Origin of the sequence: Gracilimonas sp. BCB1 (assembly GCF_040117685.2) — a bacterium.
GTDB lineage: Bacteria > Bacteroidota > Rhodothermia > Balneolales > Balneolaceae > Gracilimonas.
Window position 1 is genome coordinate 1 of the sequence record NZ_JBEDYP020000010.1, and the last position, 15,459, is coordinate 15,459.

At 43.2% G+C, this 15,459-nt stretch carries 20 protein-coding genes; 2 read left to right on the forward strand and 18 right to left on the reverse strand.

The window, feature by feature from the left end; genetic code table 11:
- Positions 1–126: 126 nt before the first annotated feature.
- Positions 127–1,005 carry an HD domain-containing protein gene (locus ABFW99_RS05025; RefSeq protein WP_440707445.1) on the forward strand — a complete coding sequence of 293 codons (879 nt, stop codon included), beginning with the start codon at positions 127–129 and terminating at the stop codon, positions 1,003–1,005.
- Positions 1,006–1,255: 250 nt separating this feature from the next.
- On the opposite strand, the gene ABFW99_RS05030 is transcribed toward ABFW99_RS05025, so the two are convergent.
- The 18 genes from ABFW99_RS05030 to pfkA all read right to left on the reverse strand — a co-directional run bounded on the left by ABFW99_RS05030 (position 1,256) and on the right by pfkA (position 14,330).
- Entirely contained in the window at positions 1,256–1,690 is a 435-nt protein-coding gene (locus ABFW99_RS05030) for a response regulator (protein ID WP_440707437.1), read from the reverse strand.
- A gap of 109 nt (positions 1,691–1,799) precedes the next feature.
- Positions 1,800–2,195: a dihydrofolate reductase gene (locus ABFW99_RS05035; protein WP_440707446.1), complete on the reverse strand. Its 396-nt coding sequence runs from the start codon at positions 2,193–2,195 to the stop codon at positions 1,800–1,802.
- Positions 2,196–2,264: 69 nt separating this feature from the next.
- The gene (locus ABFW99_RS05040) at positions 2,265–3,113 is read right to left on the reverse strand and encodes a thymidylate synthase (protein ID WP_349355073.1); all 849 of its coding nucleotides are present in this window, start codon (positions 3,111–3,113) and stop codon (positions 2,265–2,267) included.
- A 16-nt stretch (positions 3,114–3,129) separates the two neighbouring features.
- Positions 3,130–4,512 carry a magnesium transporter gene (gene mgtE / locus ABFW99_RS05045; RefSeq protein ID WP_349355074.1) on the reverse strand — a complete coding sequence of 461 codons (1,383 nt, stop codon included), beginning with the start codon at positions 4,510–4,512 and terminating at the stop codon, positions 3,130–3,132.
- Between the two features lie 113 nt (positions 4,513–4,625).
- Positions 4,626–5,372 carry a ribonuclease III gene (rnc, locus tag ABFW99_RS05050; protein ID WP_349355075.1) on the reverse strand — a complete coding sequence of 249 codons (747 nt, stop codon included), beginning with the start codon at positions 5,370–5,372 and terminating at the stop codon, positions 4,626–4,628.
- 6 nt (positions 5,373–5,378) lie between these two features.
- The gene (gene fabF / locus ABFW99_RS05055; RefSeq protein WP_349355076.1) at positions 5,379–6,623 is read right to left on the reverse strand and encodes a beta-ketoacyl-ACP synthase II; all 1,245 of its coding nucleotides are present in this window, start codon (positions 6,621–6,623) and stop codon (positions 5,379–5,381) included.
- Positions 6,624–6,660: 37 nt separating this feature from the next.
- A complete protein-coding gene (locus ABFW99_RS05060) occupies positions 6,661–6,900 on the reverse strand; it encodes an acyl carrier protein (protein WP_255135780.1) in 240 nt (79 codons plus the stop codon).
- Between the two features lie 99 nt (positions 6,901–6,999).
- Entirely contained in the window at positions 7,000–7,749 is a 750-nt protein-coding gene (gene fabG / locus ABFW99_RS05065; RefSeq protein ID WP_349355077.1) for a 3-oxoacyl-[acyl-carrier-protein] reductase, read from the reverse strand.
- Positions 7,750–7,758: 9 nt separating this feature from the next.
- Positions 7,759–8,646: an ACP S-malonyltransferase gene (gene fabD / locus ABFW99_RS05070; protein WP_349355078.1), complete on the reverse strand. Its 888-nt coding sequence runs from the start codon at positions 8,644–8,646 to the stop codon at positions 7,759–7,761.
- A gap of 1 nt (position 8,647) precedes the next feature.
- Positions 8,648–9,640 carry a beta-ketoacyl-ACP synthase III gene (locus tag ABFW99_RS05075; RefSeq protein WP_349355079.1) on the reverse strand — a complete coding sequence of 331 codons (993 nt, stop codon included), beginning with the start codon at positions 9,638–9,640 and terminating at the stop codon, positions 8,648–8,650.
- A 13-nt stretch (positions 9,641–9,653) separates the two neighbouring features.
- Positions 9,654–10,196: a hypothetical protein gene (locus ABFW99_RS05080; protein WP_440707438.1), complete on the reverse strand. Its 543-nt coding sequence runs from the start codon at positions 10,194–10,196 to the stop codon at positions 9,654–9,656.
- Positions 10,117–10,638, reverse strand: a complete 522-nt coding sequence (locus ABFW99_RS05085) for a hypothetical protein (protein WP_440707439.1) — start codon at positions 10,636–10,638, stop codon at positions 10,117–10,119. Before ABFW99_RS05085 ends, ABFW99_RS05080 begins: the two co-directional genes overlap by 80 nt.
- A gap of 11 nt (positions 10,639–10,649) precedes the next feature.
- Complete coding sequence (gene rpmF, locus ABFW99_RS05090; protein WP_349355081.1) at positions 10,650–10,829, reverse strand: 50S ribosomal protein L32; 180 nt, start codon at positions 10,827–10,829, stop codon at positions 10,650–10,652.
- Positions 10,830–10,847: 18 nt separating this feature from the next.
- Positions 10,848–11,351, reverse strand: coding sequence for a YceD family protein (locus ABFW99_RS05095; protein ID WP_349355082.1), 504 nt, complete (start codon positions 11,349–11,351; stop codon positions 10,848–10,850).
- 53 nt (positions 11,352–11,404) lie between these two features.
- Positions 11,405–12,040 (reverse strand): deoxynucleoside kinase, encoded by a 636-nt coding sequence (locus tag ABFW99_RS05100; protein WP_349355083.1) that lies wholly within the window; start codon positions 12,038–12,040, stop codon positions 11,405–11,407.
- Positions 12,041–12,052: 12 nt separating this feature from the next.
- Complete coding sequence (locus ABFW99_RS05105; protein WP_349355084.1) at positions 12,053–12,925, reverse strand: hypothetical protein; 873 nt, start codon at positions 12,923–12,925, stop codon at positions 12,053–12,055.
- Between the two features lie 53 nt (positions 12,926–12,978).
- Positions 12,979–13,338: a hypothetical protein gene (locus ABFW99_RS05110; RefSeq protein ID WP_349355085.1), complete on the reverse strand. Its 360-nt coding sequence runs from the start codon at positions 13,336–13,338 to the stop codon at positions 12,979–12,981.
- Between the two features lie 2 nt (positions 13,339–13,340).
- Complete coding sequence (gene pfkA / locus ABFW99_RS05115) at positions 13,341–14,330, reverse strand: 6-phosphofructokinase (RefSeq protein WP_349355086.1); 990 nt, start codon at positions 14,328–14,330, stop codon at positions 13,341–13,343.
- 107 nt (positions 14,331–14,437) lie between these two features.
- On the opposite strand from pfkA, the gene ABFW99_RS05120 reads away from it, so the two are divergent.
- On the forward strand, positions 14,438–15,457 hold the full coding sequence (locus ABFW99_RS05120; RefSeq protein ID WP_349355087.1) for a polyprenyl synthetase family protein: 1,020 nt from the start codon (positions 14,438–14,440) through the stop codon (positions 15,455–15,457).
- The last annotated feature ends 2 nt before the right edge of the window (positions 15,458–15,459 follow it).

Here is a 15,459-nt window from a genome sequence, read left to right on the forward strand (position 1 = left end):
ATGTAGCCTTTGGTACATGCCGCCGATATTAACCACTGTTAGCTTTGAACATCTAGGTTTTCGCATTTATCGTGAAACGCTTTCGCGTTTTTCGTCGCCGCTTGGCCAGCTGAGCGGTTAAGGAGGATACGTCAGCTCGGACTTGGTTACCTTGTTTTTCCAGCTGCCGAACATTCCCGGTTTTCACATGCTTTAGGCGCACTTGAGTTAGGTCAGCGCGTACTTAACAACCTTCGTGAAAAGGATACCACTATCAGTCAACCCGAGTATGAAGGAACCCTGATGGCTATTCTACTGCATGATGTTGGCCACGGCCCCCTTTCTCACACACTGGAGCATTCGTTGATTAAGGACTTCAACCATGAAATGATGAGCTTATCCATCATGAAAGAGCTCAACAAGGAGTTTCATGGAGCACTGGATACCGCCATCGATATTTTCACCAACCAGCATAAGAAAAAGTTTCTTCACCAATTGATTTCTTCCCAGCTCGATTTAGATCGTTTGGATTACCTGAGAAGGGACAGCTTTTTTACCGGTGTTTCAGAAGGCACGGTGGGGATTAATCGCATCCTGAAAACCATGCGGGTTTTTAAGGGAAATATCGTGATTGAGAAGAAGGGAATTTATGCGGTAGAGAATTATATCATCGCCCGCCGTTTGATGTACATGCAGGTTTATCAACATAAAACCGTTTTAAGTGCCGATTTTTTACTTCGAAGCATATTTAAACGGGTACATCAGCTTATTGCAAATGGAGAAGAACTGGATTTTACCTCACCGGCCCTTCAGTATTTCCTGACCGAACAGCCTTCAGCTAAGAAAACAATCACCAAACAAATGATTGACCGTTATGCTGAAATGGATGACCACGATGTGTACTTAAGCATAAAAATCTGGAAGAAATGCGGAGACAAATTATACTGTAATCTCTGCCACCGGTTTCTAAACCGGGATTTATCCAGAACCACTTTTTTGGATAGAAGCGAACTAAAGCCCAGCTGAACGAAATCACCAAAAAAACACAAAAAGCGCTGAAAAAATTACGAATCCCGAATGATGAATCGGCTGTTGAATACTATCTGGGTTTTGAAAACAGTTATTCGGAAGCCTATAAATATAAAAACGAGAGCATTTGGATATTGGAGGACGAGAAAGCGATTGAGTTTTCGAAAGCTGCGGAGACCAAGAATATTATTGCATTAACAGAGCCTGTGGTAAAACATTACTGTGTGCATTTAAAAGACATCAGTATTTAAGAAGCGGTTCTTTGCACCGGTAAAAATTGAGACAGCTTATCAAACAGTTCTTCTTCTTTAAAGGGTTTTTTCAGGTATTCCGAAAAGCCCTGATCCAATAAATCAGACCTGGATTCTTTGTGTTCGCCTGAAGTAAAAGCAATGATGGGTATGCTGTTTACTTTATCCCCGGGGTTCAACTTTCTGATCTTTCTCATGGCTTCAATACCGTCCATCACTGGCATACAAATGTCCATAAGAATTACATCAGGCTGTTCCCCTTCAAAGTGTAGCAGAGCTTCTACTCCATTTTCAGCTTCTTGCGTCTCGAAATTATTCCGTTCAAGTATAACCCTGGCCAGACTCCTGTTAAACTTCAGATCATCTACAATCAAAGCTTTCAATGCCTTAGTATCTCTTTTTGTTGGAGTATTTTTTAAAACCTGGCTCATTCTATAATTAATAAGACGGTGTCCGCCATTAACGTATCACATAAAATTATTAAAAGAGCCCGCGGATTACAGGTTAATCTTTCTTAATTAATACTTGCTAATACAGGTGTCAGGGGCGCTTATAGGTGATGAAGCTGAGCTCTTCATGATCTTCTCTCGACACTTCCTTCCAGGATGTTCCTATTTCGTCTCTATACTCCGGAAAATAGGTATCACCGTCATACTCCTGATGGATTTCAGTGATGATAAGCTTATCGGCTATATCCATGGTTTCTCTGTATAATACACCACCACCAATGATAAAAACCTCCTCCTCATTAGACGATTTTAATGCATCTTCAAGAGAAGAATAGGTATCAACGTTATCGTATTTTTGTGTTGTGGAGAGCACAATATTTTTCCGCTCAGGAAGGGGAATTTCATTGAGTTCCTCAAAAACACCCCGGCCCATAATAATGGTTTTACCAAGAGTGGTTCTTTTGAAGTGTTTTAAATCTTCCCGGATACCTCCAGGGCAACCCTCCCTCTTTTCCTATCACAAGGTTGGGGTCGTGTGCAGCAACAAGCGTGATGGTCATACCGCAACCTCAAATTTAATTACCGGATCAGGATCGTAATTTTCCAGGGTAAAATCATCAAAGGTGAGTTCATCAACCGGCTTATTGGTTATTTTAAGAGTAGGAAGCGGTTTAGGCTTTCGGGTAAGCTGCTCTTTCAAGCCGTCAACGTGGTTAACGTGGATATGGGCGTCTACAATGGTATGAGCAAAGGTACCCGGCTCAAGGCCCACTTCCTGGGCAATAGCCATGGTTAAGGCAGAATAGCATGCCAGGTTAAACGGAATACCCAGGGCAATATCACCGGAGCGTTGAGTCAGATGGCAGTTTAATTTACCATCCGCTACATTGAAAATATACATCAGGTGGCATGGTGGAAGGCCCATTTCATCAAGCAAACCCGGATGCCAGGCACTCACAACAATCCGCCTGCTGTTCGGATTATTCTTTAGCATATCAATGGCACGCTGAACCTGATCAAACTCTTTGCGAACCCAAACTTCTTTATCCAGTGCTGAGCCATTTCCTTCAAATCGTACCGATTCTTTTTCAAAATACGGAAACCTTCGCCAGAGTACGGGATAAATTGGCCCCACATGCCCGTCTTCATCCGCCCAGGCATCCCAAATATGGCAATCGTTTTCATCGCGCAACCAGCGAATGTGATCCTCTCCCCTCAGGTACCAGAGCATTTCTAAAATCACCGACCTGAAATATACTTTTTTGGTTGTTAGCAGAGGAAAACCTTCCGATAAATCTACTTTATAATATTCTGCGAAATTTGAAATCGTATCGGTGCCGGTCCGGTTTTCTTTCCTGACCCCATTTTCAAGTACGCTTTTTACAAGATCGTGGTATGCTTTCATCGAAATATATTGGGCTTTAAAGTAAGGTTCCGCTTAAAAGTACAATTGCTATGGTAAAATAAATAATGATTCCACTCACATCTACTATGGTTGCAACAAAAGGTGCAGAAGATACAGCCGGATCCAAATTCATTTTTGAAAGGAAAAACGGCAGCATGGCTCCGGTAAAATTCCCAAATAACACAATGGAAAAAAGGCTCAATCCAATAACTCCGGCAGTAAGGAATACGGTGTTCGTCAGCTCTGCTCCCCCAATTAAATCCCAACCTATTAAGGTGAAAAAGCCTAAAAGACCTATTAAGCCACCGAGCATGAGACCGGATGTAAATTCCCGCCTGAATACTTTTTTCCAGTCTTCCGGCTTAAGGTCGTCGGTGGCGAGTGCACGAATGACCAATGTTGCTGCCTGAGAGCCTGAATTACCTCCGCTTGAGATAATCAATGGGACAAAAAACGACAGAGCCACTACTTTCTGAAGCACTTCTTCATACCCACCCATTGCGATGGCTGTTAAAATCTGACCTACAAAAAGAACAATCAGCCACCAAAGCCGTTTTTTAACAATATCAAAAATGGAGGATTGAGAATAATAGTCATCCAGGGCATCCATACCCGCCATTTTCTGCATATCCTCGGTAGTCTCTTCCTCGGCTACATCTATTACGTCATCGGCGGTCACTATTCCCACAAGTACTCCATCCGAATCAACTACAGGCAAAGCTACCCGGTCATATTTGGCCAGCATCTTTACCGCCTCTTCCTGGTCATCATAAACGGAAAGAGCTTCAAAAGAGCGGTCCATTAACACGTCAATCTGATCCTCCTGATTGGCGAGGATGAGGTGCGTGATCCGCAAGTCATCAATAAGATGCTCTTTGTCATCAACCACATAAATCACATTGATGGTCTCGGCAGTTTCACCATACTTTCTGATATGAGCCATACTCCTTTCTATCGTCCAATCCGATTTTACCCGAACGTAACGTGGCGTCATTAAACGACCAACACTTTCTTCCGGGTATCCCAACAGTTTTTTAAGCTGTTTCTGGTCTTCCCGGTTAATGGAGTTCATCACCCGTTGGGTAAGGTGGCCCGGCAGTTCCTCTAAAATCGAAACCTGCTCATCCGGTTCCAGGTTGCCCATTACATCGCTCAGCTGTTGCTTGTTGAACAGTTCCAGAAGTTCCACTCCTTTAGAAGACGGGAGTTCTGTAAAAACATCAGCAGCCACCGGTTTCTTCAAAAGCCGGAAAACGACGACAGCAATATCACCCTGCAATTCCAGTAACAGATCAGCTATGTCAGCAGCAGGCACATCGTTCAATACCTCTTTCAAGGCAACCCAATCTTTGGAAGAGATGAGCTCTTCGAATTCCGGTTTTATGAGTTGAACAAACATGGATTTTTCTTTTGAATGGGCCTGTAGTGGACGGGCTAAGAATCGGGCTTAATCCATCAAAAAACAAGTTTGGTGATGCTTATTTCTGTATAATCGCCCGGGAAAATAAGTAATCAGTCTTTAATACTCTTGAGTGCTTCGCGGGCTGCTTTTTGTTCGGCCTTTTTCTTGCTTTTTCCGATACCCGTCCCAAGTTGTTTATCCCCTATGAGTACTTTTACTTCGAAGGTACGATTATGTCCCGGCCCGCTTTCATTGATCAGTTCATATTGAGGTATAGGCATTTTCTCAGCCTGGGCATATTCCAGCAGCGCACTTTTATAATTGTCGAGCGTATTTATGAGTTCTTTGATGATCAGGTTTTCTTCGATCACCTTATCAACAAACCCGAAAGCATGCTGATATCCCTTTGTGATGTAGATGGCAGCTATGATGGACTCAAAAGCATCAGCCAGGATACTTTTCGAAACTTTAGCGCTACCGTTTCTCTCCCCAAGCTCCATTAAGTCTTCGATGCCCAGCTTCTTTGAAAAATCAGAAAGAGTCTCTCCCCTCACGAGCTTGGCTCGCACTTTAGTTAAAAATCCCTCGTCCTTTTCAGGGTACTGATTGAATAAAATTTCAGCGGCAATCAAATCCAGAACGGCATCCCCTAAAAATTCGAGGCGTTCATAAGAGTCATAGGTTTCATATTGCTCCTGGGAAAGCGTGGAGCGATGGCGAAGAGCCTTTAGAAAAAGAGAAGGATCGTCGATTTGAAAACCAACGATCCTTTCTAATTTCTCAATTCTGCTTTTAAGTTCAGGGCTAAGATCTGATTTCTTCTTCTTAGTAAAAAGAGACCTGAACCAATCGGGCATGAATGTTTAGTCCTTGTACTTTTTAAATACGAGGGTTGAATTATGGCCGCCAAAACCAAATGCATTGTTAAGTGCATACTCAACATCGCGAACTACCGCTTCATTAGCTGTGTAGTTCAGGTCACATTCAGGATCCTGATTTTCGATGTTAACAGTTGGAGGAACCATACCATGATATATAGCCAGAAGTGATGCGATAGACTCGATAGCACCTGCTGCTCCCAAAGTATGACCATGCATACTCTTGGTAGAATTCAGGTTAATTTTCTTCGCATGATCACCAAATACTTTTTTAATAGTATTGGTTTCGGCTATATCACCTAACGGCGTGGATGTACCATGCATGTTAATGTGATCTACATCTTCCGGCTTAATGCCCGCTGCCTTCATGGCTTTGGTCATGGCCAGGATTACCCCGTTTCCATCCGGATCAGGGGCTGTGATGTGATGTGCATCAGCAGAAAAGCCATACCCTTTGATTTCACCGTAAATACGTGCACCACGATCGAGAGCAGATTCCAGGCTTTCCAGAATGAAAATACCTGCACCTTCACCCAATACAAATCCATCACGATCTTTATCGAATGGACGTGAGGCTGTTTCCGGAGAATCGTTTCGGGTAGACATTGCCTTCATGCTGTTGAAACCGGAGATCCCGATTTTGGTAACCGGAGCTTCCGTTCCACCGGCAACGGCATAGTCTGCCTGTCCATACCGGATGGTATCATAGGCAAGCCCGATGTTATGAGAACCCGTAGCGCATGCTGATACCGCACAGTAGTTCGGACCTTTGAATCCATATTTGATGGAAATTTGGCCGGATACGATATCTGGAATAAGCATAGGGATAAAGAATGGGGAAACCCCTCTTGGCCCGTGCTCATGAAACGATATCGATTGCTCATAGAAAGTTTCCATGCCACCGATACCGGTTCCCACCAATACAGCAACCTCGTCCTTATTTATGTTTTCCAGATCAAGCTTACTGTCTTCGAGCGCTTCGCCGGAAGCGATAAGGGCATACTGTGCCACTTTATCTAACCGCCGGGCTTCTTTACGATCGAAATAGTTGGAATAATCGTAGTCCTCAATCTGAGCAGCAAATTTTGTGGCGAAGTCGGTTGTATCAAAATGTTCGACAGGCCGGACTCCGTTTTTACCTGAAACTAAACCGTTCCAGAAGTCCGGTGCACTTTTCCCAATTGGGGTGAAGGCACCGATACCTGTTACTACAACTCTGCGAGTGCTCATAGGAATATGTTATTAAATGTAGTACGTATTAAACTAATTAAGACAGTTTTCCTGAAAGGTAACTTACAGCATCCCCTACAGTGGCGATGTTTTCAGCGTCTTCGTCAGGAATACTGAGATCGAATTCTTTTTCGAACTCCATGATCAATTCTACTGTATCCAGTGAATCGGCTCCGAGATCGTTAGTGAAGTTTGCATCACCTGCAACTTCTGATTCGTCTACACCAAGTTTATCTACAATGATAGCTTTTACTTTTGATTCTACGTCTTGTGACATATTGTGTCCTTTTCAGTGATTAGTTGGTAATTATAATTTTTATAAAATAAGTGTTTTCAACTTAAAAATTCAGTCTGGTATCTGCAATACGTAACCGTATTACATTGCCATGCCGCCATCAACCCGAATTACTTCCCCGGTAATGTAGGAACTCATATCCGAGGAAAGGAATACAACGGCGTCAGCAACTTCGTTCGCCTCTCCTGCTCGGCCTAATGGAGTTTCAGCTTTGATACCTTCCAAAACTTTTTCATCAAGTTCGCCGGTCATGTCGGTCAGAATATATCCCGGAGCAATTACATTTGCACGAATATTTCTGGATGAAAGTTCTTTGGCGTATGATTTTGTAAATCCAATAATACCGGCTTTGGATGCCGCGTAATTACTTTGGCCTGCATTTCCGGAAATTCCTACTACGGAACTGATATTAATGATAGATCCGCCCCGATTTCTCATCATGGGTTTTGCGGCTGCTTTGGAGTAATTGAAAATACTTTTAAGATTTGTGGTGATTACATCATCCCACTGATCTTCGCTCATGCGAAGGATCAAATTATCTTTGGTGATGCCGGCATTGTTTACAATCACATCCAATTTTTCCCAGTCATTCACAATCTCATTGATCACTTCTTCAGCACGTTCAAAATTAACCGCATCTGCCTGTAGTGCTTTCGCTTTCCGACCTTTTGCCTCAATTTCTGCTTTCACTTCTTCTGCCGCATCTACCGAGCGAGCATAGGTGATGGCTACATCGGCACCAAAATCAGCCAGCTTAAGGGCAATGGCTCTTCCAATACCCCGGCTGCCTCCGGTTACCAAACACGTTTTTCCTTCAAGTGTTAAACTCATAGTCTGTTTTTATTGATGTCCTGAAATTTCTACGTCTTTCAATGTTCTTTTTACCAAGCCCTGAAGCACTTTACCGGGACCAACTTCGACAAAGGCATCAGCTCCGTCAGAGCTCATGTTGTTCAAAGTTTGTGTCCAGCGTACCGGATTCAATAACTGATTTAACAAATTTGATCTGATCTCTTCAGGATCAGTAGTAGCTTTGGCAGTGTAGTTACTGTAAATCGGGCAGTTTGTTTCGCTGATGTCCAATTGTTCGAGCTGTTTTTTCAACCCGTCATAAGCAGGCTGCATTAAAGAGGAATGAAAAGCTCCACTTACGGGCAGTAATTTTGCCATCCGGGCTCCATTTTCTTTGGCAAGCTCTACGGCTTTTTCAACGGACTCCTGATAACCTGAAATCACCAACTGTCCCGGACAATTATAATTAGCTGCGATTACTTCTTTGCCGGTTTCTTCAGATGCTTGTGCACAAACTTTTTCAACCGCATCGTCATCCATTCCGATGATAGCGGCCATGGTTCCCGGATTATCAGTGCCGGCTTTTTGCATTAACTCACCACGACGGCGAACAATTTTGAGTGCATCTTCAAAAGATACAGCTCCACAGGCTACCAATGCAGAAAACTCTCCCAGACTATGTCCGCCAACCATATCAGGGGTTGCTCCCAGTGTTTTAAATAGAGCCACCGAGTGGAGGAAAATAGCGGGTTGTGTAAACTCTGTTTGGGTTAGTTTTTCTTGCGGACCTTCAAACATGATGTTCTTCAGATTGATGCCCAAAATTTCATTGGCATCATCAAAATACTTTGCCGCATGCGGATTTGAGTCATATAACTCCTTCCCCATACCAACAAACTGCGATCCCTGTCCGGGAAATAAATAGGCCGTACTCATCTTATTTCATCCCCCATGTTAAGTAAATGGCACCCCACGTAAAACCGCCGCCAAAGGCAGCCAATATGATATTGTCGCCATGATTCAACTTATCTTTCCAATCATACAAACAAAGCGGAATGGTAGCCGCTGTTGTATTTCCATATTTATTGATATTGATCATCACTTTCTCGTTAGAAAGTCCCATACGGCGTGCCGTAGCATCAATAATTCTCAGGTTAGCCTGATGCGGAACCAGCCACGCTACTTCTTCAGGATCCAGGTTGTTACGCTCCATAATTTCAAGCGAAACATCGGCCATACCCATCGTAGCTTTTTTGAATACTGCACGACCATCTTGTTGGAGGTAGTGCATTCCTTTAGCTACGGTTTCTTCGTTGGCCGGATTTCTACTACCGCCGGCCGGTTGGTAAAGGCTGCATTCTGAATCACCTTCAGTGTAATGCTTCTGATCAATAATTCCGGTTCCGTCTTCCGATTCTTCCAACAGCACTGCGCCTGCGCCATCACCAAACAAAATACAGGTAGTTCTGTCGGTCATATCCAGAATAGAACTCATCTTATCGGTACCAATCACCAGCACTTTTTTGGCCCGGCCCGACTCGATATACATAGCTCCTGTACTCAACGCATAAAGAAATCCTGAACACGCAGCTGAAAGATCGAAAGCGAAAGCATTTTTTGCCCCGATTTTCTTTTGTACCAGGCATGCTGTTGCCGGAAATAAATAATCAGGAGTTACCGTAGCCAGAATAATAAGGTCGATCTCTTCGGCAGAAATACCCCGATTTTTAAGCACTTCTTTTGCAGCCTCAGCTCCCATAAATGCCGTTGCTTTGTCCGGGTCTTTCAAAACCCTACGCTCTTCAATTCCGGTGCGCGTTCTGATCCATTCATCATTGGTATCTACCAGTTTCTCAAGATCTTTGTTTGTCATTCGATCTTCAGGCAGATAATGTCCTACCGATGTAATTTTAGCTCGTTTTACTTCCATGAAGAATTTTAGCTCAGTTTAGAGATGCTACAATTTTGCCGTTCACATCGTTTTCTACCGTTTGAACAGCACTTTTTATCATATTTTTGATGGCAAGGGGTGAACTTCCGCCGTGACCAACGATGCTCACTCCATTTACGCCCAAGAAAGGAATTCCGCCAACGTTTTCATAATTAAATGAAGACAAAGCGGTATGCAATACTTTTTGAATTTGTCCGGCTTCTTCTTTTGAGAGCCCCAACTCCTTAATGGCACCGCCTATCATTTGCTGCAGAACCTCAGGTATGGACTCACCGAATTTGAGTACAATGTTACCGACCAAACCATCACATAAAAATACATCAGCTTTTCCGGGAAGGATGTCTTTACCCTCCAGGTTGCCAACAAAGTTTTCGTGATGCTTTAGTTCGCCATAAATTTCTTTAAGCAGATCGGTGCCTTTGCCTTCTTCTTCTCCAACATTGAGAAGACCAATTTTAGGATTGTCGATGTTTAAGATTTGCTGGCAGTAAATTTGCCCCATTTTGGCAAACTGAAGGGCAGCCTCGGGTTTCAAATTCCAGATTAGCCCCTGCATCAACAAGCAAACGAAATCCTTTTACAGTTGGGTAGTAGGCTGCAATTGTCGGGCGGAGAACGCCTTTAAGTTTTCCCAAGCCAAACATGGAAGCTGCCAGTAACGCCCCGGTATTTCCGGCACTTACAAATGCATCACATTTTCCGGCTTTATGCAGGCCTACCCCTACCACAATAGATGATTGTTGCTTTGTCTTTACAGCTTGTGCCGGTGATTCTTCCATCCCTATAACCTGAGGAGCATCATGCACAAGAACCCGCTCTTTATCATATTCATGATTTGCGAGTTCTTTGTTCACCTGATCTTCAGGGCCTACAAGAAGTACAATGAGGTCACTGTTTTCTTCTACGGCCTTAAGGGCTCCTTCAACAGGATTTTTGGGATAGTAATCTCCACCGGCTGCATCTACTGCAACAATCATAAATCAGTTTTTTAGTTAGCTGCTTTCATTACCTGGCGGCCACGGTAGTAACCACATTCAGCGCATGCATGGTGGTAACGATGGAGAGCACCGCAGTTAGAACATTTAGCTAAAGTTACGTCAGAAATTGCGTGGTGAGCACGACGCTTGTTTCTGCGGGCTTTCGAAGTTCTTCGTTTTGGATGTGCCATTAAATTTACCTTGTATCGTTAATCTTTTAATTCTTTCAGTTTTTCCCACCGTGGATCGATCTTTTCTTCATCGTCTTCAGGAATATCACCGAATTGTTCATTCAGTACTTCCTTCGGATTTCCATTCTCGTCCAGAAAGCGGGGATGTAATTTCTTTGTTGGGAGATTAAGCAAAATGGTATCTCTAACATCCTGCTCTAAATCAATTTGCTTACTTGCGTGATCATAATTCCGTACCGCACCGTTTTCATCAGCTGATTCTTCCACCTCTTCAGCTTTGAAAAGCACCTCATAATCCTGCTGCACATCATAATCGAAGGCATCAAGTGATCGGTCACATTGCAATTCTATTTTCGCATCAATTGAAAACTGAGTACGGACAAACTGCATGGTGCGATAGAAATCAATATGTAAAGAACCGCCTTTAAAAGTGACATCCCCCAAATCAAGTTCCTCAGAACTTAATTGAAGAGTTTTTTCACTTTGTTCTTCAGGTATCTCAAAGATCTTAAACTTAAGCATAGAACTTCTCCTCAATAGCTACCTAAAATAAGCATTATACATTTGTGGTTCAATCAATTAAATAAGCCAAACATTCTCTGGTCTATCAAATCAATTACCTTCCCCAAATCCTCTTCCTTATTCACAAAATCGAGGTCATCAGTATCAATAATTAGTTTTTCATGGGGATAACGGCCGATCCAGTCCTCATAAAGGTTGTTCAGCCTTTCCAGGTACTCAATGCGAATGGTGTTCTCATAGTCTCTTCCCCGCTGCTGAATTTGCTTCACCAAAGTGGGAACCTGTGCACGCAAATAGATGAGCAGATCCGGTGGGCGGAGGTAATAACTCATTTCATTAAAGAGTGCTTCATAGTTGGCAAAATCACGATCACTCATCAGGTTCATGTTGTGAAGGTTCTTCGCAAAAATCTCCACGTCTTCATAAATGGTTCTGTCCTGAATTAAGTTCACATCATCATTGAGCATCTCTTTTTGATGACGAAACCGGCTGGAAAGAAAGTAGATCTGGAGATTAAAACTCCATCGACGCATGTCTTCATAAAAATCCTGCAAATACGGATTATCGTCTACCGATTCGTAGAAAGCCTCCCAGTTAAAATGTTTAGCCAGTAATCCTGTTAACGACGATTTTCCGGCACCGATGTTCCCGGCTACCGCTACATATTTTGATTTATTTTCCTGATCCATAGAATGATTTTATTATTTACCAAGTAGTCGATACATGGCTTTTTTATAGTCTTCAACTCCGGGTTGATTGAATGGATTGACCCCTAAACTATACACAAAAATTCCGGTTAATAATTCGAAGAAATAAATCAGCTGCCCGATATTCTCTTCATTCAATGCCGGTAATGAAATTTTCACAATTGGAACATCCCCTTCGCTGTGGGCTTCGGTTGTTCCTTCCCGGGCTTTGGTGTTAATCTCGTGAAACGATTTCCCGGCCAGATAATTGAGTTCATCGTCATTTCCTTCAAGCTTATTTACCTGCAATTTGGAAAAGGGTTTCTCCACAATAATAAAGGTCTCCATCAGGCTGCGTTTTCCCTGCTGAATAAACTGGCCGATACTATGAAGGTCCGTTGAGAAAGTGGCTACTGTCGGGAAAATACCTTTTCCTTCCTTCCCTTCACTTTCTCCGAGCAGCTGCTGAATCCATCCGCCAAGTGAAGTTAACTCTGGTTCAAAAGTAGCAAAAACATCAATGGTCTTTCCGGATTCATGAATGGCATTTCGAAGAGCGGCGTATTCGAGAAGATCTTCTGCGTTTTCCTCATAGGAATTATAGGCTGAAACCGCACCATAGAACAGTGTACGAATATCAATGCCGGCAACAGCAATGGGCAACAAGCCAACCGGTGTCAGTACCGAGTACCTACCACCAACATTGTCCGGGATCACAAATTTCCGATATCCTTTTTGAGCAATCAATTTGTTGAGTAGCCCGCCTTCCTTGCTGGTTGTACAGATTATATGCCCGGAAGCATCTTCCTCATACATTTCCTCCATCAGCTCTCTGAGCATCCGGAATGCCAGAGCCGTTTCGAGGGTTGAGCCGGACTTTGAAATCACATTTACATAAATACTTTTGGGCTCGCCGTTCTCCTTGGGTTCTTTAAGATACTTCAGTAACTGTTCGAATACTTCCCTCCGATGTGATGACCGGCATATAAAATTTCAGGACCATTGCTTCCAAAGTGAGGAGAAAGTGCATCTATCACAGCTTTTGCACCTAAATAGGAACCGCCAATTCCGCAAACGATGAAAACATCTGCCTTAGCACGGATTTCCCGTCCAAGTGAGCTAATTTGTTCAAGTTCAGCATCGTTCGGATCGGCCAGAAGATCACGCCAACCCAGCCACTCGGAGCCTGGACCGGTTTTATTTTTTAGATGATCAAGTGCGGTATCTGCCTTTTTTCGGGCTTTCAGATACTCGTCATCCAGTATAAATTTTCGGGCAATACTTATATCACAGTTGATCATTGTTACCTTAGGATTTTTGCCAATTCAATTAACGAATGGTCTAATTCTTTTTTCTTGGAAATAGCAACTCGCATTGGTGTAAGCTTTAAAGAATTATTCACTACACCAACCATTACTTCACTGTGCCCTTCCTGTAATACTTTGACGGCCGCCGCGCCTAATCTGCTTGCAAGTACACGATCGCGTGCCGTTGGAGCACCACCACGCTGAATATGGCCCAAAATACACACCCGCATATCGTACTGCGAAAAATCATCTTTGATTCGTTCCGCGAGTTTTATGGCCCCGCCGGTTTCATCTCCTTCAGCAACAACAACCAAACTACTTCGGCGCTGTTCTTTCAGCATGTTGTTAAGCTGACGCTTTACCTCCTCAACATTAGTGAGTTCTTCAGGCAATAAAGCAATTTCAGCTCCGCTGGCTATGCTCGTTTCTAAAGCGATAAAGCCGGTATCCCGCCCCATCACCTCCACCAGGAACATACGCTCGTGTGCATCGGCCGTGTCTCGAATTTTATCGATAGCATCCAGAGCAGTGTTTAAAGCGGAGTCGTAACCTATGGTTTCATCCGTTCCTATAATATCATTATCGATGGTAGCAGGCACACCTACTGCATTCACACCGTGCTCTTTACTTAATAAATTAGCTCCTGTAAACGTACCGTCTCCGCCAATAGCAACAAGGGCATCTATATTATATTTCTTTAGATTTTCAGCTGCGTTTTTTCTTCCTTCTTCCGTCCGAAATTCTTCGGATCGAGCTGATTTCAAAATGGTACCGCCCCGCTGTATGATATTAGACACAGAGTGGGTATCCATTTCAACAAATTCATCGTGAATTAAGCCATAATACCCGTGCTTAACTCCGTATACTTTAATCTTAGATTGTGCGGCGGCTCGCACCACAGCCCTTACAGCTGCATTCATTCCGGGAGAGTCCCCTCCACTTGTCAAAACTGCAATAGTTTTAACTTTAACTAAATCTTCTGACATAAATTTTCAATGAGTGAGAGTGAGTGAGTAATGTGAGAGTAAATAATTGTTTCGTATTATGAGTAAATTATTACACCGACAAGTTTAAGAAAATTTCAACACAATTGATGATCGATAACCAAGAGTTAGAACAGATAAATTCGGAGACCGTTACCCGCAAGACCCTGAAAGAAATTACAGCCCCTGTTTCTGAAAACTTGTCGGAATTCAGGAGCTTTTTTAAAGAGACCATACAGTCCGATGTCTTTCTGTTAGATCAGATCATTAACTACCTGTTGCGGCAGAAAGGCAAAGAGCTTCGCCCCACTCTTGTTTTTATGAGTGCCAACCTGTTTGGCGAAATTAACCGCCGGAGTTATATCGCAGCTACCATGATAGAACTTTTGCATACGGCCACTCTTATTCATGATGATGTGGTTGACGAAGCCAACTCGCGCAGAGGATTTGTAAGCATCAACAAAATATGGAAGAACAAAGCCGGGGTACTATTAGGTGATTATTTACTCTCCAAAGGATTGTTAATTGCACTGGAAAATAAAGAGCATAACCTGTTGGAAGTACAGTCGCGAGCCGTTCAAAAAATGAGTGAAGGGGAACTGCGACAGCTCAAGACTGCCGGACTTTTTAACATGACGGAGGAGCGTTATTTCCAGATTATCTCCGAAAAAACGGCCAGCCTGATTTCTACCTGTTGTGAATGCGGAGCTGTTTCTGTTACCGATGACGAAGAGATTCATAAAAAAATGCGGGACATCGGCATGTGCATTGGTATTGCCTTTCAGATCCGGGACGACCTGTTTGATTACGGAGTGTATGATGTTGGAAAGCCAACACGAAATGATATTCAGGAAAGAAAAGTGACTTTACCCCTGATCAAAGCCTTTGAACATGCTTCCAAAAAAGACGCTGCCCACATTCGTGCGTTGATGAAGAAAAGGAAGAAGTCGTCCAAGAATGTTGACGACATCGTAGATTTTGTTCATTCCAGTGGTGGAATGGAATACGCCAGGCAGACGATGTACGATTATGCAAATGAAGCCATTGATGGTTTAAGAACGGTTCCGGATTCCTCGGCCAAACAAGACTTTGCCGATCTGATTCATTTCGTTATTACCCGGAAAAAATAAGT

Bases quoted from the DNA above. Each gene is read 5' to 3' on its own strand.
- ABFW99_RS05030 (WP_440707437.1), bottom strand. From the start codon at position 1,690: ATGAGCCAGGTTTTAAAAAATACTCCAACAAAAAGAGATACTAAGGCA.
- ABFW99_RS05040 (WP_349355073.1), bottom strand. From the start codon at position 3,113: ATGAAAGCATACCACGATCTTGTAAAAAGCGTACTTGAAAATGGGGTC.
- mgtE (WP_349355074.1), bottom strand. From the start codon at position 4,512: ATGTTTGTTCAACTCATAAAACCGGAATTCGAAGAGCTCATCTCTTCC.
- rnc (WP_349355075.1), bottom strand. From the start codon at position 5,372: ATGCCCGATTGGTTCAGGTCTCTTTTTACTAAGAAGAAGAAATCAGAT.
- fabF (WP_349355076.1), bottom strand. From the start codon at position 6,623: ATGAGCACTCGCAGAGTTGTAGTAACAGGTATCGGTGCCTTCACCCCA.
- ABFW99_RS05060 (WP_255135780.1), bottom strand. From the start codon at position 6,900: ATGTCACAAGACGTAGAATCAAAAGTAAAAGCTATCATTGTAGATAAA.
- fabG (WP_349355077.1), bottom strand. From the start codon at position 7,749: ATGAGTTTAACACTTGAAGGAAAAACGTGTTTGGTAACCGGAGGCAGC.
- fabD (WP_349355078.1), bottom strand. From the start codon at position 8,646: ATGAGTACGGCCTATTTATTTCCCGGACAGGGATCGCAGTTTGTTGGT.
- ABFW99_RS05075 (WP_349355079.1), bottom strand. From the start codon at position 9,640: ATGGAAGTAAAACGAGCTAAAATTACATCGGTAGGACATTATCTGCCT.
- ABFW99_RS05085 (WP_440707439.1), bottom strand. From the start codon at position 10,638: ATGATTGTTGCAGTAGATGCAGCCGGTGGAGATTACTATCCCAAAAAT.
- rpmF (WP_349355081.1), bottom strand. From the start codon at position 10,829: ATGGCACATCCAAAACGAAGAACTTCGAAAGCCCGCAGAAACAAGCGT.
- ABFW99_RS05095 (WP_349355082.1), bottom strand. From the start codon at position 11,351: ATGCTTAAGTTTAAGATCTTTGAGATACCTGAAGAACAAAGTGAAAAA.
- ABFW99_RS05100 (WP_349355083.1), bottom strand. From the start codon at position 12,040: ATGGATCAGGAAAATAAATCAAAATATGTAGCGGTAGCCGGGAACATC.
- ABFW99_RS05110 (WP_349355085.1), bottom strand. From the start codon at position 13,338: ATGATCAACTGTGATATAAGTATTGCCCGAAAATTTATACTGGATGAC.
- pfkA (WP_349355086.1), bottom strand. From the start codon at position 14,330: ATGTCAGAAGATTTAGTTAAAGTTAAAACTATTGCAGTTTTGACAAGT.
- ABFW99_RS05120 (WP_349355087.1), top strand. From the start codon at position 14,438: ATGATCGATAACCAAGAGTTAGAACAGATAAATTCGGAGACCGTTACC.